The sequence below is a fragment of the Amycolatopsis sp. NPDC045836 genome (assembly GCF_056431745.1).
Window position 1 is genome coordinate 258,400 of record NZ_JBWKKF010000006.1, and the last position, 24,597, is coordinate 282,996.

Annotated in this window: 20 protein-coding genes; 12 read left to right on the forward strand and 8 right to left on the reverse strand. The window is 71.2% G+C overall.

Translation table 11 applies throughout. The features are described 5' to 3' along the window. Positions 1–180: 180 nt before the first annotated feature. The 8 genes from AC07EG_RS13330 to AC07EG_RS13365 are packed head-to-tail and all read left to right on the forward strand — an operon-like array spanning position 181 to position 11,405. A complete protein-coding gene (locus AC07EG_RS13330) occupies positions 181–4,281 on the forward strand; it encodes a DUF4082 domain-containing protein (protein ID WP_478253328.1) in 4,101 nt (1,366 codons plus the stop codon). After that, on the forward strand, positions 4,278–5,438 hold the full coding sequence (locus AC07EG_RS13335; protein ID WP_478253329.1) for a glycosyltransferase: 1,161 nt from the start codon (positions 4,278–4,280) through the stop codon (positions 5,436–5,438). The genes AC07EG_RS13330 and AC07EG_RS13335 overlap by 4 nt, the downstream gene beginning before the upstream one ends. Further along, a complete protein-coding gene (locus AC07EG_RS13340) occupies positions 5,435–6,562 on the forward strand; it encodes a DegT/DnrJ/EryC1/StrS family aminotransferase (protein ID WP_478253330.1) in 1,128 nt (375 codons plus the stop codon). Before AC07EG_RS13335 ends, AC07EG_RS13340 begins: the two co-directional genes overlap by 4 nt. After that, positions 6,559–7,197, forward strand: a complete 639-nt coding sequence (locus AC07EG_RS13345; protein ID WP_478253331.1) for a NeuD/PglB/VioB family sugar acetyltransferase — start codon at positions 6,559–6,561, stop codon at positions 7,195–7,197. The genes AC07EG_RS13340 and AC07EG_RS13345 overlap by 4 nt, the downstream gene beginning before the upstream one ends. Next, positions 7,194–8,435: a glycosyltransferase family 4 protein gene (locus tag AC07EG_RS13350; RefSeq protein ID WP_478253332.1), complete on the forward strand. Its 1,242-nt coding sequence runs from the start codon at positions 7,194–7,196 to the stop codon at positions 8,433–8,435. Before AC07EG_RS13345 ends, AC07EG_RS13350 begins: the two co-directional genes overlap by 4 nt. Continuing rightward, complete coding sequence (locus AC07EG_RS13355) at positions 8,432–9,538, forward strand: DegT/DnrJ/EryC1/StrS family aminotransferase (RefSeq protein ID WP_478253333.1); 1,107 nt, start codon at positions 8,432–8,434, stop codon at positions 9,536–9,538. Before AC07EG_RS13350 ends, AC07EG_RS13355 begins: the two co-directional genes overlap by 4 nt. Next, on the forward strand, positions 9,535–10,107 hold the full coding sequence (locus AC07EG_RS13360) for an acyltransferase (RefSeq protein ID WP_478253334.1): 573 nt from the start codon (positions 9,535–9,537) through the stop codon (positions 10,105–10,107). Before AC07EG_RS13355 ends, AC07EG_RS13360 begins: the two co-directional genes overlap by 4 nt. Continuing rightward, positions 10,104–11,405: a hypothetical protein gene (locus AC07EG_RS13365; RefSeq protein WP_478253335.1), complete on the forward strand. Its 1,302-nt coding sequence runs from the start codon at positions 10,104–10,106 to the stop codon at positions 11,403–11,405. The genes AC07EG_RS13360 and AC07EG_RS13365 overlap by 4 nt, the downstream gene beginning before the upstream one ends. 542 nt (positions 11,406–11,947) lie before the next feature. On the opposite strand, the gene AC07EG_RS13370 is transcribed toward AC07EG_RS13365, so the two are convergent. The 8 genes from AC07EG_RS13370 to AC07EG_RS13405 form a co-directional block, all read right to left on the reverse strand. Beyond that, positions 11,948–13,369 (reverse strand): oligosaccharide flippase family protein, encoded by a 1,422-nt coding sequence (locus AC07EG_RS13370; RefSeq protein ID WP_478253336.1) that lies wholly within the window; start codon positions 13,367–13,369, stop codon positions 11,948–11,950. Beyond that, complete coding sequence (locus AC07EG_RS13375) at positions 13,366–14,739, reverse strand: O-antigen ligase family protein (protein WP_478253337.1); 1,374 nt, start codon at positions 14,737–14,739, stop codon at positions 13,366–13,368. Before AC07EG_RS13375 ends, AC07EG_RS13370 begins: the two co-directional genes overlap by 4 nt. Positions 14,740–14,750: 11 nt before the next feature. Then, complete coding sequence (locus AC07EG_RS13380; RefSeq protein ID WP_478253338.1) at positions 14,751–15,515, reverse strand: YveK family protein; 765 nt, start codon at positions 15,513–15,515, stop codon at positions 14,751–14,753. A 78-nt stretch (positions 15,516–15,593) separates the two neighbouring features. Continuing rightward, a complete protein-coding gene (locus tag AC07EG_RS13385) occupies positions 15,594–16,325 on the reverse strand; it encodes a class I SAM-dependent methyltransferase (RefSeq protein WP_478253339.1) in 732 nt (243 codons plus the stop codon). Between the two features lie 78 nt (positions 16,326–16,403). Beyond that, positions 16,404–17,015 (reverse strand): DUF3558 domain-containing protein, encoded by a 612-nt coding sequence (locus AC07EG_RS13390; RefSeq protein ID WP_478253340.1) that lies wholly within the window; start codon positions 17,013–17,015, stop codon positions 16,404–16,406. 20 nt (positions 17,016–17,035) lie between these two features. Then, positions 17,036–17,440 (reverse strand): hypothetical protein, encoded by a 405-nt coding sequence (locus AC07EG_RS13395; protein ID WP_478253341.1) that lies wholly within the window; start codon positions 17,438–17,440, stop codon positions 17,036–17,038. A 106-nt stretch (positions 17,441–17,546) separates the two neighbouring features. Beyond that, positions 17,547–18,413 (reverse strand): DUF6492 family protein, encoded by an 867-nt coding sequence (locus AC07EG_RS13400; RefSeq protein ID WP_478253342.1) that lies wholly within the window; start codon positions 18,411–18,413, stop codon positions 17,547–17,549. After that, a complete protein-coding gene (locus tag AC07EG_RS13405; protein ID WP_478253343.1) occupies positions 18,410–19,258 on the reverse strand; it encodes a glycosyltransferase in 849 nt (282 codons plus the stop codon). The genes AC07EG_RS13400 and AC07EG_RS13405 overlap by 4 nt, the downstream gene beginning before the upstream one ends. A gap of 120 nt (positions 19,259–19,378) precedes the next feature. Between AC07EG_RS13405 and AC07EG_RS13410 the strand changes: the two genes are divergently transcribed. From AC07EG_RS13410 to AC07EG_RS13425, 4 genes are all read left to right on the forward strand, one after another. Beyond that, a complete protein-coding gene (locus AC07EG_RS13410; RefSeq protein ID WP_478253344.1) occupies positions 19,379–20,626 on the forward strand; it encodes an MFS transporter in 1,248 nt (415 codons plus the stop codon). Continuing rightward, positions 20,610–21,584, forward strand: a complete 975-nt coding sequence (locus AC07EG_RS13415) for a TolB-like translocation protein (RefSeq protein WP_478253345.1) — start codon at positions 20,610–20,612, stop codon at positions 21,582–21,584. The genes AC07EG_RS13410 and AC07EG_RS13415 overlap by 17 nt, the downstream gene beginning before the upstream one ends. 168 nt (positions 21,585–21,752) lie before the next feature. Further along, complete coding sequence (locus tag AC07EG_RS13420; RefSeq protein ID WP_478253346.1) at positions 21,753–22,490, forward strand: WecB/TagA/CpsF family glycosyltransferase; 738 nt, start codon at positions 21,753–21,755, stop codon at positions 22,488–22,490. After that, entirely contained in the window at positions 22,487–24,577 is a 2,091-nt protein-coding gene (locus AC07EG_RS13425) for a glycosyltransferase (protein WP_478253347.1), read from the forward strand. The genes AC07EG_RS13420 and AC07EG_RS13425 overlap by 4 nt, the downstream gene beginning before the upstream one ends. The last annotated feature ends 20 nt before the right edge of the window (positions 24,578–24,597 follow it).

The following is a 24,597-nucleotide window of genomic DNA, read 5'->3' on the forward strand; positions in this document are numbered from 1 at the left end:
CCGCTTTTCGCCATTACGTTGGGTAACGACCCGTACCGGGCGTTATGGAACTGCTATCTCCCATTCGCGTGAGCCGGGACCGGAATCTGTAACGAGACCCGGCCCCAGCTCGATTTTCCGGGCGGCTGACCACCGGGTTTCCCGGTGCCGGTGACCTCCCTCGGAACGGAAGGCTGGACCATGCACGCCCATTCGAGCCAGGGGGAGAGAAAAGGGGCGCGCCCGTTGTTCTTCGCGGTCGCGTTGTTCGTGCTCGCGGGTTGCCTGGTGGCCGTCCCGGCGCAGTTCGGTTCCGCCGTCGCCCGGGCCGCCTGCGCCAACCGGATCGCCTGCGAGAACGAGGCCGCCGGCACCGACGACTGGCAGGTGGAGAACTTCGACGACACCATCGCCGGGTTCACCACCGACATCAGCGCCACCCCCGGCTCCACGGTCACCTTCAAGGTCAAGACCAGCGCGCCCGGTTACACCGTGACGATCTACCGCCTCGGCTGGTACCAGGGCAAGGGGGCACGGTACCTGGGCACCGCCACCCGGAACACCAGCCAGTCGCAACCGGCCTGCCTGACCGACCACACCGGCCTGCTCGACTGCGGGAACTGGGCGCCTTCGGTGACCTGGACCGTGCCCGCGAACGCCACTTCGGGGCTGTATTACGCCGTATTGCGACGGTCGAACCTGACGCCCGAGGAGCTGGCGAGCGCTCCGCCGGGCAACGAGATCGCCTTCGTCGTCCGCGACGACGCGAGCACCTCGAAGATCCTGTTCCAGACCTCGGACTCGACCTGGCAGGCGTACAACACCTACGGCAACGGACCGAACCGCGCGGGCAACAGCCTGTACTACACCACCTACGGCGAGCCGGGCCCCGGCCAGCCGGCGAACCCGACCGGCCCCGGCCCGCAGGGTTCGGCGTACAAGGTCAGCTACAACCGCCCGCTCTACGGCCAGGGCGACGAGAACTTCATCTTCAACGCCGAGTACCCGATGCTGAAGTTCCTGGAGCGCAACGGGTACGACCTGAGCTACAGCACCGATGTGGACAGCGCCCGGCGCGGGCAGCTGATCCGGAACCACAAGGTGTTCATGGCCGTCGGCCACGACGAGTACTGGTCGAACGAGCAGCGGTCCAACGTGGAGGCCGCCCGCGACGCCGGGGTGCACCTGGCCTTCATGACCGGCAACGAGGTGTTCTGGAAGACCCGCTGGGAGCCGAGCATCGCCGGGCCGCAGACCGACTGGCGCACCGTGGTCTGCTACAAGGAAACCAAGCACGACCGCAAGATCGACCCGCACCCGGAGTGGACCGGCACCTGGCGCGACGCCCGCCTCAGCCCGCCGTCGGACGGCGGCAGGCCGGAGAACGCGTTGCTGGGCAACATCTTCACCGTCAACGGCAAGCGCGAGGACGCGCTCACCGTGCCCTCGGCGTACGGCAAGATGCGGCTGTGGCGCAACACCGCGGTGGCCCAGAAACCCGCCGGTGACGTGTACACCTTCAAACCGGGCACGCTCGGCTACGAGTGGAACTCGGTGGAGGACAACGGGTTCACCCCGCCCGGCACAGCCCAGCTCTCACGCACCACGGTGACCATGGACGGGTTCTGGGTGCTGCAGAACGAGGGCGACGAGTACGGCTCCGGCACCAGAACACACGCGCTGACGCTGTACCGGCACCCCGGCGGCTCGCTGGTGTTCGGCGCCGGGACCGTGCAGTGGGCCTGGGGCCTGGACAACGAGCACGCCTTTCCCGAGCACGACCAGACCGCCGACCCGGCCATCCAGCAGGCCACCGTGAACCTGCTGGCCGACATGGGCGTGCCGCCGACCACGCTGATGGCCGGCCTGGTGCACGCCACCGCGAGCACCGACGCGGCCGCCCCGGTGGTGGCCATCACCAGCGCGCCGCCGACCACGGTCGGCACCGACTACACCGTCTCCGGCACGGTCACCGACGCCGCGGGCAAGGTGGCCGGCGTGGAGGTCTCGGTGGACGACGGCGCCACCTGGCACCCCGGCCTGTGGACCGCGGGCACCACGACCTGGCAGTACAAGTACACCCCGGCCACCTCGGGCACACCGACGGTCAAGGTGCGGGCGGTGGACGACTCGGCGAACCTGTCCGCCCCGGTGTCCAGGGTGGTCACGGTGAACCCGCGCACCTGCCCGTGCAGCATCTGGACCCCGCAGATGGTCCCGGCCACCCCGGCGGCGAACGACGCCGGGCCGATCGAGGTCGGGGTGAAGTGGCGGGCCGCCGCCGACGGGTACGTGCGCGGCATCAAGTTCTACAAGGGACCGGGCAACACCGGCACGCACACCGGCAGCCTGTGGACCGCGGACGGGCGGCTGCTGGGCACCGGCACGTTCACCGGCGAGACGGCCACCGGCTGGCAGACGCTGACGCTGCCGGCCTCGGTGCCGGTCACCGCCGGGGTCACCTACGTGGCCTCCTACTACGCGCCGAACGGCCGGTACAGCGCGGACAACTTCACCTTCACGAACAACGCCGTCGCAATGGACCCGCTGACCGCGCTGAAGAGCGGGGTGGACGGCGCGAACGGGGTGTTCAAGGGCGGCGGTCCCGGCTTCCCGCAGTCCAGCTACCAGGACACCAACTACTGGGTGGACGTGGTGTGGGCGCTCGACCCCGGCCCGGACACCCGCGCGCCGATGCTGCTGTCCACCGCCCCGGTGGCGGGCGAGACCTCGGTGCAGACGGCGAGCCCGCCGGTCTCGGTGACCTTCGACGAGAACCTGGCGCCGAGCACGGTGCAGTTCACCCTGACCTATCCCGGCGGCAGCGAGCCGGGCACGGTGTCCACCGCCGGCGGCAAGGTGAGCTTCACCCCGCAGCTGGCGCTGGACGCCAACACCGTCTACACCGCGACCGTGCGGGGTTCGGACGCCTCGGGCAACGCGGCCCAGCCGGTGCAGTGGCAGTTCACCACCGGGTCACCGCGCCCGGCCGCGTGCCCGTGCACGGTCTGGGACGACTTCACGCACCCGGCGAACAAGGCCGATCCGCACGACGGCGCGCCGGTGGAGCTGGGCACGAAGGTGCGCTTCGACGGCAAGGGCAACGTGCTCGGCGTGCGGTTCTACAAGGGCCCCGGCAACACCGGCACGCACACCGGCACGCTGTGGAACGCCGCCGGGCAACCGCTGCGGACCGGCACGTTCGTCAACGAAAGCGCGGTCGGCTGGCAGACGCTGATGTTCAGCTCACCGGTCGAGGTGCAGGCGAACACCACGTACGTGGTCTCGTACTACGCGCCCAACGGCCACTACGCCGGGGACAACGCCTACTTCCGCGACACCGGCGCCGACTACGGCGGCATCCGCGCGCTGGCGGAGGGGATCGACGGCGGCAACGGCGTCTACCGCTACGGCGCCGGTGGCGGCTTCCCGCAGAGTTCCTGGGGAGCCACGAACTACTGGGTCGACGTGGTGTTCCAGAACGGGCTCAACGGCGACACCACCCCACCGGCGGTGACCGGCCGCACCCCGGCGTCGGCCGCCACGAACGTGCCGCTGGCCTCGGCCGTCAGCGCCACCTTCAGCGAGCCGGTCGACCCGTCCAGCGTGCAGTTCACCCTGCAGGACCCCGGCCTGGCGAAGCTGACCGGCACGGCGGCGCTGTCCGCCGACCAGAAGACGGTCACCTGGACCCCGTCGGCCCGGCTGGCACCCGGCACCACCTACACGGCGAACCTGAAGGTGGCCGACGCCAACGGCAACGCCATGCCCTCGCCCGCCACCTGGTCGTTCACCACCACGACCACACCGATGTGCCCGTGCTCGCTGTTCTCGGCGGCGACCGTGCCGACGGTGGCGGCGGAGAACGACGGCGGCTCGTACGAACTGGGCGTCCGGTTCAGCTCGTCGGTGGCGGGCACGGTGACCGGGGTCAAGTTCTACAAGGGCCCCGGCAACACCGGCACGCACACCGGCAGCCTGTGGACCGCGGACGGCGAACTGCTGGCCGGCGGCACCTTCGTCAACGAGACCGCGACGGGCTGGCAGACGCTGTTGTTCACCACACCGGTGAGCATCCAGGCCGGTGCCGCCTACATCGCCTCGTACACCGCGCCCAACGGGCACTACTCGGCGGACGGGAGCTACTTCGAACGCACCGCCGTGACCAGTACCCCGCTGTCCGCGGGGGCGACCGGCGGGTACACCCCGAACGGCGTGTACCACGTCGGGCCGGGCTTCCCGCAGTCGTCCTTCCGCGGGGCGAACTACTGGGTCGACGTCGTCTGGCAGCCGGCGCCGTGACCCGGCCGCTGACCGTCGTCGTCTCGGGGGTGCCCTGGGACGGGGTCAAGGGGTCCGAACGGCAGCTCGCCGAGGCGCTGACCGCGCACACCGACGTGCTGTGGGTGGACCCGCCGGTCTCCCCGGTCACACCCGCGCGCTACCGCGGGCTGGCCGGGGCGGGCAGGCAGTGGCGATCGCGGTCACGGCCGGTTTCCGACCGGCTGACCCGGCTGACCCCGGTCGCCCTGCCGGGCCTGTCCCGGCCGATGGTGCGGGCGGCGACCTGGCCGATGGTGCGGGCGCAGCTCCGCCGCGCGCTGCGGGAACTGCGCCGGTGGCCGACGACGGTGATCGCCTGCTCCACGCACGACGTGCTCGGCCGGTGGGGCGAGGGCGTGGCGAACGTGCTGTACGGCACCGACGACTGGGTGGCCGGTGCCGAGCTGATGCGGATGGACGTCCGGCAGGTCGTCGCCGGTGAGCGGCGGAACCTGGCCAGGGCGGACCTGGTGCTCGCGGTCGGTCCCGAACTGGCCGCGCGCTGGCGGGACGCGGCCCCGGTGGTCTTCCCGAACGGCGTCGATCCCGATGCCTACGCCGGGATCGACGCGGTGACGCCGATCGAGCTGCCGCCGGGCTTCCCGGACAAGGTCGCCGGGCTGTGCGGGCAGCTGTCCGACCGGATCGACCCGCGGTTGCTGGAGGCCGTCGCGGACACCGGCGTCGGCCTGCTGCTGGTCGGCCCGCGGGACCCGGGGTGGCAACCGGACCGCGTGGACGCGCTGCTGGCGCGGGACAACGTGCACCACACCGGGCCGGTGCCGTTCGAGCGGCTGCTGCCCTGCCTGGCCCGGTTCGGCGTCGGGCTCACCCCGTACGCCGACACCGCGTTCAACCGGGCCTCGTTCCCGCTGAAAACGCTGGAGTACCTGGCTGCCGGGCTGCCCGTGGTGAGCACGGACCTGCCTGCCAGCCGCCGGTTGCAGGGCGAGTTCCGGGAACTGGAGATCACCGGCGACGCCGACTCGTTCGCGCTCGGCGTGCTGGACGCGCTGGCGGGGGCGCCCGACCCGGCACGGGTGGCGGCGCGGCGGGCGTTCGCCCGCGAGCACTCGTGGGCCGCGCGGGCGGCCAGACTGGTCAACCTGCTGGAAAACAGGGAGGGAACCACGTGATTCCGGTGATGCGGCCGATGCTGGGGGACGAGGAGGCCGACGCCGTGGCGGCGGTCGTCCGCTCCGGCTGGATCGCCCAGGGCCCCAGGGTCGCCGAGTTCGAGCGGGCGTTCGCCGCGCGGGCCGGGGCGGCCCACGGGGTGGCGGTTTCCTCGTGCACCACGGCCCTGCACCTGGCGCTGCACGTGCTCGGCGTCGGCCCCGGTGACGAGGTGGTGGTGCCGTCGTTCAGCTTCATCGCCACCGCCAACGCCGTGCGCTACTGCGGGGCCACCCCGGTCTTCGCCGACGTCGACGAGCTGACCGGCAACCTGACCCCGGCGACCGTGGACGAGGTGCTGACCACGCGCACCAAGGCCGTGCTCGTGGTGCACCAGGGCGGGGTGCCCGCCGACGTGGACGCCCTGCGCCGGTTGTGCGGGCACCTCCCGGTGCTGGAGGACGCCGCCTGCGCGGCCGGGTCGGCCTACCTCGGCCGGCACGTCGGGGCGGGCGCCCCGCTGGCGGCGTGGTCGTTCCACCCGCGCAAGCTGCTGACCACCGGCGAAGGCGGCATGCTCACCACCGACGACGCCGAACTGGCCGCCCGGCTGCGGCGGCTGCGCGAGCACGGCATGAGCGTGTCGGCCGCCGACCGGCACGCGGCCGGGACCGCGATCGTCGAGCAGTACACCGAGACCGCGTTCAACTACCGGATGACCGACCTCCAGGCGGCGATGGGCCTGGTGCAGCTGGACCGGCTGGGCCCGCTGGTCGCGCAACGCCGGTCGATGGCGGCGCGCTACCACGAACTGCTCGCCGGGCTGACCGGTGTGCGGCCGGTGCGCGACCCCTCGTACGGCCGGACGAACTACCAGTCGTTCTGGGTGCTGCTCGACGAGCACGTCGACCGCAACGCGCTGCTCACCACGCTCGCCGAAGCCGGGGTGTCCGCCCGCCGCGGCATCATGGCGTCGCACCTGGAACCGGCGTACGCCGGGCACGCGCACGTCGCGCTGCCGGTCACCGAGCGGCTGACCAACCATTCGGTGATCCTGCCGCTGCACCACGAATTGACCGTCGACGACCAGCGGCACATCGTCGACGTGCTGGCTGCCGCGCTCAGCCCGGCGGTGACGCGGTGAGCCGCCCGCTGCTGCTGGTCGGGGCCGGTGGGCTCGCCCGCGAGACGCTCGCCGCGGTGCGGGCCGGTGCCGGCTGGGAGCCGATCGGCGCGCTCGACGACGACCCCGCCAGGCAGCACACCGAGATCGACGGGCTGCCCGTGCTCGGACCGTCCACCCTGGTGCACGAAATGACCGACGCGGCGGTGGTGATCTGCGTGGCCAACGTCCGCACCCCGTTCGTGCGCCGGGACCTCGTCCACCGGCTGGGCCTGCCCGAGGAGCGGTACGCCACCGTGGTGCACCCGGCCGCTTCGCTGGCCCCCGGCACCGAGGTCGGCGCCGGCTCGATCCTGTTCGCGGGCGTGGTGGTGACCGCGCCCCAGCGGATCGGCCGGCACGTGCTGGCCATGCCGCACGTGGTGTTCACGCACGACGACGACGTCAGCGACTACGCGTGCTTCGCCGCCAGGGCCACGCTCGCCGGTGGTGTCCACATCGGACAGTGCGCGTACGTCGGGCAGGGTGCGCTGGTCCGGGAGTTCACCAAGGTCGGCGAAGGCGCGGTGATCGGCATGGGTTCGGTGGTGCTCGAGGACGTGCCCGCCGGGCAGCGATGGGCCGGGGTTCCGGCGAGACCACTGGGGGAACGGTGAAGGTGCTCGTCTACCCGCACGCCATGGAGATCGGCGGCGCGCAGCTCAACGCCCTGCAGCTGGCCGGAGCCGTGCGGGACCTCGGGCACGAGGTGACCGTGCTGTCCGAACCGGGACCGCTGGTGGCGCAGGTGCACGAACTGGGCCTGCCGCACGTGGAGCTCCCGTCGCACCGGCGCCGTCCGTCGGCCGGGGTGGCGCGGCGGATCGGCGGGCTGGTCGACGAACTGGGCATCGACGTGGTGCACGGGCACGAATGGCCCCCGGTGCTGGAGGCGGTCGCCGCCACCCTGCGACGGCGGGACACCGCGGTGGTCGGCACCGTGATGTCGATGTCCGTGGTGCCGTTCTTCCCGCGCTCGGTGCCGCTGACCGTCGGCACCGAGGAGATCCGGGCCACCGCGCTGGCTGCCGGGCACCGGCGCGTCACCCTGCTCGAACCACCCGTCGACACCGATGCCGACCACCCCGGCGTGCCCACGTCGTTCCGCGAGGAGCACGGGCTGGATCCGGCGGTGCCGCTGGTGGCGATGGTGTGCCGCCTGGTGCCGGAGTTGAAGCTGGAAGGGCTGCTCGCCGCCTGCGACGCGGTCGGGGAACTGGCCACCGCGGGCCGCGAGGTGCAGCTGGTGATCGTCGGGGACGGCCGCAGCCGCGCCGAGGTCGAGGCGCACGCGGCCAGGGCGAACGAGCGGGCCGGGGCCCGCGTGGTGGTGCTCACCGGCGAGATCGCCGATCCGCGGCCCGCCTACGCCGCCGCCGACGTGCTGGTCGGGCAGGGCGGTTCGGCCCTGCGCGGCATGGCGTTCGGCAAGCCGCTGGTGGTGGTCGGCGAACGCGGGTACAGCGAGTTGCTGACCCGGCACACGGCCCCGCGCTTCCTGTCCGCCGGCTGGTACGGGCAGGGGCCCGGCGAGCGGGGTTCGGGGGTACCCGCGCTGCGCGACGCGCTCGACTTCCTGCTCGGCGACCCCGACCTGCGCACCGAACTCGGCGCGTTCTCCCGTGAACTGGTGCTGAGCCGGTTCAGCCTGCGGGGTGCGGCCGAACTGCTGGAACGCGAGTACACCGCCGCCAGGTACGGGCCGCTCGCGCCGCTCGCCACCGACGCCGCCCGCAGCGCCGCCGGGCTGCTCGGTTACAAGCTGCACCGCAAGTACCAGGGCCTGCGTGGCACGGCCCGCACCGACGACGCCAACGCCAATCCGGTTCTTTCTCGGGAGAGGGCAGCACGATGAGCGGAATTCCCCTGGTCGACCTCGCCGCGCAGCACCGGCAGGTGGCCGACGAGGTCGCCGACGGCTGGGCCGCGGTGCTCAAGGCCACCGCGTTCGTCGGCGGACCGCAGGTCGCCGCGTTCGAGGCCGAGTTCGCCGAGTTCTCCGGGGTGGAGCACTGCGCCGGGGTCGGGAACGGCACGGACGCCATCGAGCTGGCGTTGCGCGCGCTGGGTGTCGGTCCCGGTGACGAATGCGTGCTCCCGGCGAACACCTTCATCGCGACCGCCGAAGCGGTGGCGCGCACCGGCGCCACCCCGGTGCTGGTGGACGTCGACGAGGCGACCGCGTTGCTCGACCCCGCGCTGCTCGCCGAGCGGATCACCCCGCGGACCAGGGCGATCCTGCCGGTGCACCTGTACGGGCAGACCGCGGCGGTCGAGCGGATCCTGCCGATCGCGCGGTCGGCCGGGGCTTTTGTGGTGGAGGACGCCGCGCAGGCGCAGGGCGCCCGGCGCCACGGCGTGGCCGCCGGTGGCCTCGGCGACGTCGCGGCCACCAGCTTCTACCCCGGCAAGAACCTCGGTGCCTACGGTGACGGCGGGGCCGTGCTGACGCGGGACGCCGGGATCGACGAGCGGGTGCGGTTGCTGCGCGAGCACGGTTCACCGCGGAAGTACGAGCACACCACGCTGGGCTTCAACAGCCGGCTGGACACCCTGCAGGCCGTGGTGCTGTCGGCGAAACTGCGCCGCCTCGCCGACTGGAACGCGGCCCGGCGCGAGGCCGCCGCCCGCTACTCGGCGCTGCTGGCCGGGGTGCCCGGCGTCGAGTTGCCGGAAGTGCTGCCGGGCAACGAACCGGTGTGGCACCTGTACGTGCTGCGCGTGCCGGAACGCGACCGCGTCCTGGCGCACCTGCAGGCCAACGGAATCGGCGCGGGCGTCCACTACCCGACGCCGGTGCACCGGACGCCCGCCTTCGCTTCGCTCGGCCACCAGCCGGGCGATTTCCCGGTCACCGAGCGGCTGGCCGGGCGGTTGTTGTCCATCCCGTTGTTCCCGGAGATCACCGCGGCGCAACAGGAACAAGTGGTGGAAGTGCTGATGGAGGCGGTTCGATGACCGAGGTCAGGGTGCACCCGCGGGGTTTGTGCGAGAGCGACCAGGTCGGGGCGGGGACCAGGGTGTGGGCGTTCGCGCACGTGCTGCCGGGGGCGAGGATCGGGCGGGACTGCAACATCTGCGACGGCGCGTTCGTCGAGGACGGCGCGGTGCTGGGCGACAACGTGACGGTGAAGAACTCGACCCTCGTCTTCCGCGGGGTGACCTGTGAGAACGACGTGTTCCTCGGGCCGAACGTGGTGTTCACCAACGACCTCCGGCCACGGGCGCACCTCAAGCGAGGGCCGGACGCGCTGCTGCTGACCAAGGTCCGCCGGGGCGCGACGCTCGGTGCCGGGGTGGTGGTGGTGTGCGGCACGGAGATCGGCGAGCACTCGTTCGCCGCGGCCGGTGCGGTGGTGGCGCGCGACGTGCCCGCGCACGCCTTCGTCGCCGGGAACCCGGCCCGGCAGAAGGGCTGGGTGTGCGAATGCGGTGAGCCGCTGGACGCCGAGCTCAGCTGCGCCGGCTGCCAGTCGGTCTACGACCACCGCGACGACGGCCGCGGCCTGCGGCGGCGCACGGCATGAGGGGCGTGCGGCAGGCGGCGCTGTCGGGGTCCGTGCTGGTCACGCTCGCGTGCGCGCCTGCCGCACCGACCCAGCCCCCGCCACCGGTGACCACCAGCAGCCCGCTCCCGGCGAACCACGCCGCGGTGCCGTGGGAGGGCGGCCCGGCGTACTACTCCGCCTTCGGCAGGGCCGCCGACGCGGGCTGGACGGATCCGGCGTTCTTCCCGATCGGGGTGTGGTTCGAATCGGTGCTGGAGCCGAAGGACACCGAGCTGGACAAGGCCGCGGGCATCAACACCTACTTCGAACTGACGTCGAACAGCTCGCTGCCGCTGATCCGGGCGGCGGGCATGCACGCCTTCCCGAGCGGCCCCCATCCCGAGGCCGGTGCCGAAACGGTCGGCTGGACCCTGACCGACGAACCCGACATGTGGGCGGGCCCCGGCCACGGCGCGTGGACCGGGAACGCACCGGGCAAGGGCGAGGTCTGCGTCGGCGGTGACCCGTGCGGCTACACCGTCTTGCGAACCCTGTCGGACAAGTTGCCCGCCGACGACGGCCGCCTGCGCTACGCGAACTTCGGCAAGGGCGTGATGTTCTGGGAAACCGACGAGCAGGCGGCCCCGTTCGTCAACGACTACACCAACGCGGTCTCGGCGGACCTCTACTGGTACACCGACCCGAACATCTGCGGTTCGCCCTCGGAAGGCCCGTCGATGGGTGTGCCCGCGCACCAGTGCCGGACGGCGGCGAACTACGGCCGGATCGTGGACCGGATGCGCTCCCTCGACCTGGCCGACGGAAAACTGCAGCCCATCTACGCCCTGATCGAGAACGGCCACCCGTTCACCGAGCCGGACGCCCCCACCATCACCGGTGAGCAGCTGGCGGGCGCGGTGTTCAACTCCCTGATCCACGAGGCGCGGGGCATCATCTACTTCAACCACAACTTCGGCGGCGATTGCGTCTCACAACACGTTCTGCGCGACGCTTGCGGTGCCGCGATCCGCCCGGCGGTGACCACGGTGAACAAACAGGTGACCGAACTGGCGCCCGTGTTGAACACCCAGTCGCTGGTACACCTGTTCAACCCGGACCTGGACACCATGTTCAAGCGGCACAACGGCTCCACGTACATCTTCGCCATGCCGAAGCGGGGCACCACGCCGGGTCCGCAGACCCTCACCCTCCCGACCGGCCTCACCGGCGAGGCCACCGTCCTGTTCGAGGACCGCACCATCCCCCTGGTGAACGGCACCCTCACCGACACCTTCCCCGCCGAACACACCTACCACGTCTACGCCATCAAGCACTGACCAACGAGCCCAGCAACAAGCCCCCAAAATCGCAGCCGACAACACACCCACCCACCCACCCATCCATCCATCCACCCACCAAACCGCAGCCAGCAACCACACCCCAAAACCCGCAACCCTAAATCCGCAGCAAGAAGAATACCCCCAAACCGAACTAAAACAACACCACCAACACCGCAGCCAAACAACACCACCAACACCGCAACCAAAACAAACACCACCAAAACCGCAGGCAAAACTACCCCACCAACACCACAGCCAAAAACAACATCACCAAAACCGCAGCCAGAAGCAACGCCCCCAAAGCCGCGCAGCCGGCAACGAAACCCGGCCACCCACCCATCCACCCCTCCCCCATCCCGGCCCAAAGCCAAGAACACGGCGAAGACCCCTTTGTCAAGGCATCTTTCCCGCCTTGACAAAGGGGTCTTCGCCGTAGTCACAATGAAACACCGGGATGGATCCCCCACGCTGCCAAATACCGCCCCCCCCGGGCGAAGCCTCCCGCCAGCACCTCGCCACCCTGGACGAGCTGTGGTGGCTCACCTCAACTCACGCAACCGCCCCCGCAACGGCCACACGAACGGCACGTAACCCAGCAACCCCAACCCGACCCCCAAGAACAACTGCACAGCGGAAGGCGCCACCAGAACCCGCACCCCCGCCATCACCGCCACCATGACCCCCACCCCCACCACCGGCCGCCACAACGCGACCGCCAACCCCCGCAGCGAAACCCCCGTCCTCCGCACCACCCACAGGAACGCGGGCAACACCACCACCGCCGCCACCAGCGCGTGCACCGCCGCCACCCCGGCGATGCCGCCCACCAGCGCCCCCACCGGCAACGCCACCACCAACGACAGGAACCACCCCGACTGCAACCACAGGCAAACCCGCGACCGCCCCAACGCCACCAAGAAGTCGTAGCACAACTCGGCGAACACCCGGACCACCCCGAGCACCGCCAGGAACTGCACCGCCACCGCCGCGGCCGCCCACTTGTCACCGTACAAAGTGGTCACCGCGGGCAACGCCAGCACCCCCAGCGCCGCGCACACCGGCAGGGTCGGCACCGCCAGGAGCACCGCGAGCCGCGTCAGCGCCTCACCCCGCGAAGGAACCTGATCTTGCACCCGCGCGAAAGCCGCCAGCGAAACGCGCCGCATCACCACCGAAAACGTGTTCACCGGCCAGCTCGACAGGTTGAACGCGATCACGTAGAACCCCAGCGCGGTGACGTCGAGCAGCCTGCCGATCACCACGTAGTCCACGTTCAGCATGGCGAACACGACGAAGCTCGCCGCCGCCAGCGGCAGGCCGAACGCCAGCAGCTCCCGCGCCCGCCGCCGGTCGAACCCCGGCCGCGGCCAGTAGTCGACCAGCTTGAGCAACATCAACGCCGACAGCGCGTTCCCGGCCAGCTGCCCCCACGCCAGGCTCCACGCCCCCGCCCCGCCGAGCGCCAGCGTCACCGTCAGCCCGCAGCTGACCACCAGGTTCAGCACGTCCGCCGCCAGCTGCGCGCCCTGCCGGAACGCCCGGTTCACCAGCTGCACCGCGGTCGCCGTGGCGCCGTCGATCAACACCGAAACGCACAGCAGCCGCAGCACCCCGACCGCTTCCGGCGAGCCCATCGCCTCGGCGAACGCGGGCGCGCCGAACCAGCAACCCGCGTACAGCAGGGCGCTGAACACCGTGGAGATCGTGGTGACCGTCGGCGCGATGGCGCGCGGATCGCCCTTCCAGCGCACGATCGCCAGGCTCACGCCCAGCTCGTTCAGCGACAACACGGCCTGCAGCGCCACCAGTGCCACCGCGAACACGCCGAAGTCCGCCGGCGCCAGCAACCGGGCCAGCAGCAGCGAGACGAAGAACCCGCCGAACTTGGCGATCACCGTGTTGAGCAGGCTCAGCACCAGCGCCCGCCGGACCTTCGGCGGGGCCTCCTCCTGGGTGGTCATTCCGCCCCCGCCTTCAGGCTCGCCCTGAGTTTCTGGGTCCAGGTCACCCGGCCGACCCGGGCGGGCGGCGGGTTCTCGGCACGGGCGATGCGCAGCAGCGAGCCGCACAGCCCGACGGAGAAGAAGCAGAGCCCGGCGATCACGCTGAAGCTCAGCAGGTCGAAGGTGGCAGCCGAGATCAACGCGATCAGCATCGCCGAGATCATCGCCCCCGCCAGGCTGCGCACCTCCCGGTTCCGGCTGATCACGCACACCCGCACCGCCGCGTACAGCCCGACCGCGAACATGCCGGCGAAGGTGACCAGCCCGAGCCAGCCGTTCTCGATCAACGTCATCAGGTACTGGTTGTCCAGGATCAGGTACTTGTCCGGCAGGAAGGTGCCGAAACCGCGGCCGGCGACCGGGTGCAGCGCGATGTGCCGCCACGCCTCGTCGTAGTCGTCGGTGCGCGAGGTGACGCTCGGATCGGTGTCGATGTTGGCGAACAGCCCGTACAGCGTGCCGAACAGGCCGGGCACCGCCAGCACGGCGGCCGAGGCGAAGCCGAGCGACATCCCGGCCACCACCAGCCGGCGCCGGCCGCGCACGCTGGCGACCACCACCAGCAGCACCACCGCCAGGCTGAGGATCGCCGTGCGGGACAGCGAAACCAGCGCGCCGCCGCCGACCGCGGCCAGGCTCAGCGCCCACTTCCAGCGCGGTTCCCCGCGGTCCATCGCGCGGAACAGGTAGTGCGCGGCGAACGGGATGGCCAGCGCGCACACCACGCCGAATTCGATCGGGTGGTTGGTCGTGCCCGACGGGCGGCGGAAGCTGGCGCGCTCCGGATTGCTGTACTCCGAGGTCGCCTTCAACCCGGGCAGCTGCAGGTACTGCGAAAGGTCGATGTCCAGTGCGAACTGCACCAGCCCGATGCCCGCGCACACCCCGATCACGCCGACCAGCACCCGCAGCACCCGGTTCAGCCGCTCGCGCACGGTCACCGTGTCGCAGACGAACACGCCGAGCGCGGTCATCGCGGTGATCCGGATCATGCCGCTGTCGGCCAGGTTCAGCTCGTCGTCGGGCAGGTGCCTGCGGGTGGCGATGCCGTAGGTGACCAGGTTCGCGGCGAGGAAGCAGGCGAGCGCGACCCGGGGCGCGTTGTGCCCCTTCGCCACGCCGAGCGTGTCGACCAGCTGGCTGCACAACCACAGCACGCCGAGCAATGCGGCGAAGGCGATGGTCGGCGCCAGCGTCATCGGGATGCGCGAGAACACCAGGCGGGCCGGGATGATCAGCAGCATCGCCAGGTAGACGCACACCAGCCCGGCCCCGTCGATCCGCTTCCAGATCGGCTCGGCCCGGCCGGCGAAGGGCGCGGTCTGCACGCCGTGCCCCGTCAGCGTCGGTGATCGGACGGCAGGGGGCCGACACTGGCGATGAACACCGTCGCGTCGTCGTCCGGTTGCCCGTTCCCCGACCGCGGGCGGGTGCGGGGAGCCGGCGGCTTCGGCTCGTCCGCGGCTTCTTCACGACGGCGCCGCATCGTCCGCGCCACGCTGTCGAAGGCGAACGTGCCGGCCAGGGTGAGCAGCAGCGAAAGCACCAGCGCGGCCCCCGCGAAGCGGATCTTGCCGCCGGTCAGCGGTTCCGGCTGGGTGGGCTGCACCAGCTCCTGCGCCTTGATGAAGGTCGACTCCGGCGCCTGCACCGCGCGCTGGCGGTTGTCCAGCTCGGTCCTGGCCCGCTCCAGCACCCGGGCCACCAGGTCGCGGCTCTCCTGCTCGGAGGTGCTCTCGGTGGTGACGAAGACGAACGGCCCGTTGGTCTGCCCGTTGTTGGCCAGGTAGGTGCTGCCCGATTCCGGCCCGGCGCCGACCTGTTCCTTGGTCAGCGGGTCGTTCAGGACCTGGGAGACGATCTGCGCGGAGATCACCAGGCTGCCGTCGAAGGAGAGCAGCGGGTTGGTCAGCGAGCCCTCGGCCGGGTCGGCGGTCACCCGCGCGCCGGTGGACGGTGCGGTCAGCACCAGCGTGCCGGAGGAGCTGTAGCGCGTCGGGATGGACAGGTAGGTGAACGCGGTGAGCCCCAGCGCCACCGCCAGCGCGGGCAGCACCACGTACCACCGCCTGCGGGCGAGCTGAACGAATCCCCAGAAGTCCATCTACCCCTCCACCGGCCGTCCTGGGGCGCCCAGGCTTCACTGGGATAGTCGCCGCGCACGGGGATTCGTTACCCCTGCTCAGGGCGCCACGGCGGTGGCGAGCAGGTTGTCGCGGAAGCGCGGCACGCGCAGCAGCGGCCTGCCGACGCGCATCAGCAGGCGGTCGGCGCGGCGGTGCGGCACGTGCGCGAACTCCCGCAGCTCCAGTTCGATGCCGGCGAACCCGGCGCGCTCGATCTGCCAGCGCAGGTGCTCGGCGGAGTACTCCAGGACGTGGCCGCAGCCCTGGTCGCCGGGGGTGTCGAAGTGGTCGAAGATGGGCCGTCCGAGGGCGAGGTAGACGATGTTGCGCAGCCGGTAGAGGTTCGGCGTGGTGCAGATCAGGTGGCCGCCGGGGCGCAGCATCGCCCGCAGCCGCCGCAACGCGACGTGGCCGGGTACCGGCAGGTGCTCGATCACCTCGGACAGCAGGATCACGTCGAACTCCCGGTCGCCACCGCTCTCGTCCAGCGCGAGGTTGAACCGGAAGGTCTCGATGCCGAGGTCCGCCAGCGTGGGGAAGCAGGCGTCGGTGATGTCGGCGACGGTGGCGCGGTCGTCCCAAAGCTCGGTGGCCATCGCCGCGAGCTGCCCGCCGCCGACCTCCAGCACGTCCACCGGCCAGTTCGGCGCCAACGCGGCGAACCGGTGCAGCACGGCCTCGTAGCGGGTCTGGTAGCGGGGGTAGTACTGGGGTTCCTCCTGCCATTCGCCGGCTCGGACCACCTTTTCGAAGGCACGGGCGAAGTCCTCGGAACCGAATGCGCGCATGGTCCAGTCCTGTCTGTTCAGGGCGGATTCCCGGGTCGGTGGTTCAGTCGCGCCGGGGCGGCATTCGTTACCGTTTTCTCAGTTGGCCGTTTGCATGTTGCCGATCACCATGCCGAGCACCTCGTGCGCGGCTTGACACGGGTCGTTCTTGCCAACGTTCTTCGGTGACAGGGTCACCGTCACGTTCACCGTGGACCGGTCCGAGGTACCCGCGACCACGTTGCACTCGCCCCTGGTGGTGGTTTGGTCGGTGGTGTCCCAAGCGACCGCCGGGTAGCCCCGCACGGGTGGCATCTCCTTGAAGAACTTGTACTGGTCACCTTTGACGCGATAGAAACCACTGAGCCCGATGTCGGTTATTTTCGGGAAAAGAACCGCGACGGACGCACTCTGCGCCCCGTAGCTGTGCCACCGGCAGTTCGGCCCGGTAACACCGTCCTGACTCTTGTTGGTGTCAGTACCGAGCAAGCCGGTGATCTGGGCGTCAGTGAGGGTTTCGCAAGGCTGCGCTTCCGACCGGCTGGTGTCGAGCGGGTTGTCGACCTTGGGCGCCCCGAAGGCTGGCACGTCCGATTCGGCGGGTGGCTGCGACGGTTCGACCGCATCCGCCGCGGGCACGGTCGGATTACCGCGCACGTCGTTGCCCCCACAGGCCCCGAGCAGAAGAACCAAGCCGACGGCACAGACCAAGCTTCGAGTGGGTCGGCGCACTAGAGCGAACCTCCTTGGTCCTTGATCTCGTCACCGGCGCTGGCCTCGGCCGCGGCGTACTGCCCCGCCGCTTTGCGGAACTTCTCGGCCTGGGAGAGGCAGTAGCCGACCCGATCGTGCAGCGCTGACAGCAGCGCTTCCCCCGATTGGCGTACGAGTTGAGCGTTGTCACCGGAAGCGTATTCGGCACCCGGCCCTTCGGCCTGGGTGAGCACTTCGGCATCGAGCATGTCCTGCTTGTAGGCATCGGCCAACTCTTCCCACTGGCGGGCGATTTCGGTCAGTTGGCCGGGTTCGAACGAGTAGCCACCCGCCGGGGCGTTCGCGGCGGCTTCCGCCGCTCCCGCCCACTGGGTGACCTGGTCGAACCAGGTGTCGCCACCAGGTTGGTCAGGCGTGCTCAAGCTGGTCCCCTCCCCGAGGCCATCGGCGACCGCCGGTTACCGGGCGAAAGCCGTGCGTGACCCACAAGGTAGCACTGGAGGGCGGGCTTGTTCAGCGTTCAGGCGACTACCCCGCAGCGGCCACGCACGCGTCCAAGGCCACCTGCCGCACCCCCGGAGCCGTGCCCGACTTCGCGGAGATCATCACCGCCAGCGCGTCCGGGGCGAGGCGGCCGGCGAAGGCGAGCGCACCGGCCTCGTCGAGGGGGGTGGTGTCCCAGTACGTGTGGCAGTACAGCGAATCCGACGGCACCCGCGGGACCGAGCCGAGCACCTCGTCGGCGAACACGCCGTAGAGGATGAACTCCGAGATGTGCAGCCTCCCGGTGAACAGGTCGAGCCAGCTCTTGCCGCTGACCTCCTGGACGCGCTCCTGCAGCAACCGGACCACGGCCGGCTCCCAGACGTTGAACGGGCTGACGTAGTCCGGCAGCGGCAAACCCGGCGCCGGGGGCAGGCCGAGCAGGTCGCGGGCGACGGCGTGCCAGCGCACGTGCCGCGGCATGCCGGCGTGCACCGCGTCGTCCGCGCGGAACAGGCCGATCCGGCCGTTCACCGCGAAGCTCCCCGCCGTGGTCCGGCGCACGAGCACCACGTCGGAGTCCACCATCAGCACGGCGCGGGCGTCGAACCGGGCGGCGGCGGCCAGTTTGACCGCCTGCTGCAGCACCCAGCCGCGCACCGGGGGCCACGGCCGCCGGGCGTTGACCCAGATGCCCGGCTTCGGCGTGGCCAGGTACCGCTTCGGCAGCAGCTCCGGGTAGGTCCAAACGCGACACCGCTGGCCCGCGTACCCCGCGAACAGCCCGCGGTCGGCCGGCGGCACGACCACGTGGTGCACGGCGTCGGTGTGCGCCAGCACGGATCGGTGGAGCGCTTCGAACAACCCCGCGTCGGGCGCGTAACTCGGGGTCAGCACGGCGAAATCGGTCATCTGTCCCGTCCCAGCACGGCGCGCAACGCGGCCCGGTGCCCGGCGTCGCGGTACCGCAGCAGTTCGTGCAGCGCCACCAGCGAGCGGAACACCGCGACCGCGAACCGGCCGTGGTACTTGGCGAAGTAGCGCACGCGGTTGACCGCGAGCAGCGCGGTGAGCGCGGGCCCGGAACCCGAGCCGCCACCGCGGTGCACCACCGTGGCCTCCGGCACGAAAACCGTGCGCAGGCCGGTGGCCCGGACGCGGCGGAAGAAGTCCACCTCTTCGGAGTACAGGAAGAACCTTTCGTCCCAGTCGCCGACCAGTTTCCGGCAACGGGCGGTGATCATCAGTGCGGCCCCACAGGTCCATTCGGGATCACCCGCCCCGCTCCGGTAAGCGCTGTCGGCCCATTCGGTCTCGCTCCAGCCCGAGGGCAACCAGGCCGCGCGCCCGCCGAGCAGGGCGTCGACCAGCGCGCGCCGCCGGGACGGCTCGTACCGGCGCGACCGGGACAGCGCCCCGTCGGCCGCCCTGATCAGCGGTACCGCCACGCCCACCCCGGCCGAGAGCGCCCGCCGCAGCGCGGTGATCGATTCACCGTCCACACTGGAATCCGGGTTCAGCACCAGCACCGCCTCGTCCGCGTCGACGTGGCGCCAGGCGAAGTTGAGCGCCCCCGCGTAGCCGAGGTTGGCCCCGGTTTCGAGCACCCGCGCCCCCGCCCGCCTGGCCACCGCGACCGTGCCGTCGCCGGAATCGTTGTCCACCACCAGCGCGGGGACGTCCGCTTCGGCGAGCCCCGCGAGCAACGCGGGGAGGTCGCGGGCGCTGTTGTGGGTGACGATCACCGCAACCGGCATGCCCGGCTAATCGGGACCTTCCGACCGCCCGTTACCGAAGGATGCCGATCCGAGACCTGGAGCGCGATAACGGCGGCCCGCTGGTGATCGATGCAACAGCCGGACGAAAGGCGCCGACCGGTGTACCTCACTACGCGGAACAGACCACAGCCCAGCGAGCAGCCGTCGACCGGCGGGAAACTGCCGTCGACGGTGTTCGCGCTGGGTGCGGTCAGCCTGCTCACCGACGTCTCCAGCGAGATGGTCACCGCGTTCCTCCCGGTTTACCTGCTGTACACGCTGCAGCTCGGTTACGTCCAATTCGGACTGCTGGACGGGCTGTACAACGGCGCCACGGCGATGCTGCGGTTGTTCGGTGGCTACGTGGCCGATCGCCTGCGCAAGCCGAAACTCGTCGCCATGGCCGGGTACGGCGCGTCGGCGCTGGCGAAGCTGGCGTTTCCGCTGGCCGGTGCTTCGGGCGCGGGCATCGGCGGGGTGCTCGCCTTCGACCGGGCAGGCAAGGGCCTGCGCACGGCCCCGCGTGACGCGCTGATCACGCTGTCCACCCCGCCGGGTCGGCTCGGCCGCGCGTTCGGCGTGCACCGGGCGATGGACACCGTCGGCGCGCTGCTCGGCCCGCTGGTCACCTTCTGGATCCTGGCCGAACTCGGCACCGGCGCGGACCCGGTGTTCGCGATCAGCTTCTGCTTCGCCCTGCTCGGCTGCATCGTGCTGGCGAGCTTCGTCCGCGAGCACACCCCGCCGTCGCCGGAACCGGCCCGTTCCCCGGTTTCCCGGCGGGCTTGCGCCGGGCTGCTGCGTGACCGCCGCATCCGCCGGATCACCGTCGTGGCCGGTCTGCTCGGCCTGGTCACCGTCAGCGACGCCTTCGTTTTCGTGGTGCTGCAGAAGACCTCCGGGGTGCCGCTGGAACTGCTGCCGCTGCTGCCGCTGGGCACCGCGCTGGTGTTCCTCGCCGCGGCGGTGCCGCTGGGGCTGGCCGCCGACCGGTTCGGCCGCTGGCCGGTGTTCTTCGGCGGGCACGTGCTGCTGCTCGGGGTGTACGCGGTGCTGCTGGTGCCGGGTGGTGGTTATCCGGTGCTGGTCGCCGCGCTGCTCGGGCACGGCCTGTTCTACGCCGCCACCGACGGTGTGCTGATGGCCTGCGCCGGGCCGCTGGTGCCCGAGGCGCTGCGCGCCAGCGGACTGGCCGTGGTGCAGACCGGTCAGGCGGTGGCGCGCCTGCTGTCCTCGGTGGTCTTCGGCTTCCTGCTGGCCGCGATGACCACGCGGGCCGCGGTGCTGCTGGTGCTGGTCGCGTTCGTGCTCGTGCTGACCGGTTCGGCACTGCTGCTGAGGCGGAGGCCCGATGCGCTGGCTGCGTGAGCACCGGGTGGCGGCCGGGATCGTCGCGATGGTCCTGGTCGTGCTGTGCGGTGGCGGGTACGTGCACTGGACCTCGGCCACCGGACGCGCGGGTGAGGCCGGTGTGGCCACCCCCGGTGACCTGCTGTTCATCGACCAGTCCGACGGCCGGGACGTGGTGCAGCGGGTGCGGCTGGCCGATCCCGGCGGGCCGCGGCAGGACACCGCCGACCGCTGCCAGCGGGTCTACTCGGCCGCGGGCACCACGGTGTGCCTGCGGCTGGCCGGGCCGGGGCCCAGCTACGAGGTGGCCGTGCTCGGTGCGGACGGCCGGGCCCTGCGCACCTTCGGCCTGGCCGGCATCCCGAACCGGGCTCGGGTGTCGGCCTCCGGGCAGATCGTCTCGTGGACCTCGTTCGTCACCGGCGACTCCTACGCCGTACCGGGTGGTTTCTCCACCCGCACCGGCGTGCTCGACCTGCGCACGGGAACGCTCGTCGAATCGCTGGAGGACTTCCACACCACGGTCGCCGGGGAACCGCTGCTCTCGGCCGACCGGAACTACTGGGGCGTGACCGTCGCCGGGGACGACCGCACCTTCTACGCGACGGTTTCTTCCCAGAACCGCACCTGGTTGGTGAAAGGCGATCTGATCACCCGAACCATGCAGGAAGTGCGACCGGGACCCGAATGCCCGTCGCTTTCACCCGATGGCACCAAGGTGGCCTACAAAAAGCGCGTCGGGCGATTCGGGCAATGGGAACTGGCGGTGCTCGACCTGAGCACCAAGCACGAGCAGGTCATTCCAGGCACCACCGGAATAGACGACCAGGCGGTCTGGCTGGAGCCCACCCGGTTGGCCTATGGACAAGCGGCCGGTGACGGTCGGAAATCTTCCGTCTTCGCCGTGCCCGCCGACGGATCGGCCCCACCGGAACTGCTCGTCGCGAACGCTTCCTCACCGGTTCCATTGCGGTAACCGGACGACTGTAACGTTTTCCCGCCCGGCTCGACTAAATTCCACGCGACCAGCTTTTCTCCCGTTCTGACCCGGTCGCGTTTCTTCCTCTTACCGGAATTCGAGGCGGCGTGCATGACTGCTGAGCTGGTCGGTGTCCAGATTGGTCCGAAGAGAGCAAGGGTCGGCGTGTTGGAGATAACACCGCTGACCGAAACCGAGCTCGTCGAACTGGTCGGCGCGGCCTGGACCCGGGGTGCGGGCGGCTGGGTCGTCACCGCGAACGTCGACATCGCCAGGGCGGCCACCCGCCGCCCGGAGCTGGCCGAGCTGATCGGCGAGGCCGACCTGGTCGTCGCCGACGGCATGCCGCTGGTGTGGGCCGCGCGGCTGGCCGGCGACCACCTCCCCGAGCGGGTCACCGGTTCCTCGCTGGTGTTCTCGCTGTCCGCCGCCGCGGCCGCGGCCGGTCGCTCCCTCTACCTGCTCGGCGGTGAACCGGGGGTGCCCGACGCCGCCGCCGACGCGCTGATCGCCCGGAACCCCGCGTTGAAGGTGGCCGGCACCGACTCCCCCGCGTTCGGCTTCGAGCACGACCCCGCCCAGCTGGCCGAGGTGCTCGACCGGGTGCAGGCCGCCAACCCCGACCTGGTGCTGGTCGGCCTGGGCTTTCCCAAGCAGGAGCAGCTGATCCGGCGGTTGCGCGAGGTCCACCCGGACGCCTGGTACGTCGGCTGCGGCGCGGGCATCCCGATGGCCGCCGGGGAGTTCAGCCGCGCTCCCGAGCGGTTGCAGCGGCTCGGCGGCGAGTGGCTGCACCGGCTCGCGCTGGAGCCGAAGCGCCTGGCCCGCCGGTACTTCGTCGACGACGCCCCGTTCGCCCTGCGCCTGCTGGCCGGGGCCGCCACCCGGCGGGTGCGGCGATGACCGGACCGCTGGCCGTGGTGGTGGTGACCTACCACAGCGCCGACGTGATCGAGCAGTGCCTGCGCTCGGTGCGGGTCGCGCTCGACGGCCTCGACGGCTTCGACGGCTTCGACGGCTTCGACACTGCCCGGATCATCGTGGTGGACAACGATTCCGGCGACGGCACGCGGGAACTGGCCACCGCCGTCTGCCCCGAAGCCGAGATCGTGCGGCTGCCCGGCAACCTCGGCTTCGCCGCCGGGGTGAACGCGGGCATCGACGCCGCCGGAGGTGCGGACGTGCTCGTGCTCAACCCGGACACCCGGCTCGAACCCGGCGCGATCCGGGCCCTGCGCGACGCGCTGACCGTGCCCGGTACCGGCATCGCGGTGCCGTTGCTGCTGGACCGGATCGGCCGCCCGGCGTTCTCCCTGCGCCGGAAGCCGACGGCCCTGCGTGCGCTCGGGGAAGCCCTGCTCGGCGGCACCCGGGCCGGGCTCGTCCCGGCGTTCGGCGAACTCGTCGTCCGGCACAGCCGGTACCGCGAACCCGGTACCGCCGACTGGGCCACCGGCGCCGCGTGGCTCGTCTCCCGGGAATGCCTCGCCGCGACCGGACGGCTCGAGGAACGCTTTTTCCTGTACTCCGAGGAAACCGAGTACATGCTGCGGGCCGGGGACGCCGGCTTCGCGGTCCGGTTCGAACCCCGTGCCGCGGCGACGCACCTCGGCGGGGAGCAGTCGACCTCGCCCGAACTGTGGTCGCTGGCCACCACGAACCGGGTGCGGCTGCGCCGCCAGCGCGCCGGTCGCCTGGCCGCACTGGCGATGTGGTTCCCGGTGGTGCTCAACGAACTCCTGCGCGTCCGCCGCGGGCCGAAGCACCGGCTCGCCCTGCGTGACCTCCTCCGCTGGCGCCGCTGGCCGTCGCGGGGCGAGGAGGCGGGGTACGTCTGCTTCTCCGCGCAGGACTGGTGGTACCACAACCGGGCGCATTCCGACTTCCAGCTGATGCGGGCGGTCGCCGAGCACCGGAAGGTGCTGGTGGTCAACAGCATCGGCATGCGGATGCCGGCGCCCGGCCGCAGCACCCAGGTGGCCAGGAAGATCCTGCGGAAGCTGCGCAGCGTGGCGATGCTGGTCCGGAAACCGCTGCCGGAGCTGCCGAACTTCCACGTGATGTCCCCGCTGCCGCTGCCGTTCTACGGCTCGCCGCTGCTGCGCCGGATCAACGCGTTCGTGGTGCGCGCGCAGGTGCGGGCGGTGTGCCTGGTGCTCGGCCTGCGCACCCCCGTGCTGGTGGTGACCATTCCGACCGCGTGGGACGTGGTGCGCCCGATGGCCAGGCGGTCGCTGGTGTTCAACCGCTCGGACCGGCACTCCGACTTCCCGGAGGCGGACCGCGCCACCATCGAGGAACTCGAGCAGGGCCTGCTGCGGGAGGCCGACACCGTGCTCTACGTCAGCCAGGCGCTGCTCGACGAGGAGCGCCCGCTGACCGGCGACCGCGCGTACTTCCTCGACCACGGCGTGGACGTGGAGCACTTCCGGGCGCGTCCGGTGTCCGAGCAGCCGGCCGACCTGCGCCGGATCCCCGGCCCCCGGATCGGCTTCTTCGGTGCGCTGGACGACTTCGTGGTCGACTTCGAGCTGCTGGAGCGCGTGGCCGCCGAACTGCCGGAGGCGTCACTGGTGCTGATCGGCGACTCGAGCCACCCGATGGACCGCTTCGACAAGTACCCGAACGTGTACTGGCTGGGCTTCCGCCCGTACGAAACCATTCCCGGATACGGCTCCGGATTCGACGTCGCGCTCATGCCCTGGCAGGACAACCCATGGATTCACCACTCGAACCCCGTCAAGCTCAAGGAATATCTTGCGCTCGGGCTGCCCGTGGTCAGCACGGAGTTCGCCGAACTGGCGAAGTACCCCGGCCGCGTCCGGGTGGCGGCGGGCCACGCGGAGTTCGTCGAAGCGGTCCGCGAGAGCCTGACCCGGGGCGGCTGGTGCACTCCGGAGCAGCTGCGGGCCTCGGTCGCCGACTGCTCGTGGCGCTCCCGTGCCGCGGCGCTCACCGCGACGGCCGAAACCCCCGCGGGCCGTACCTGACCCGCGAGGGCTGGCTGCTG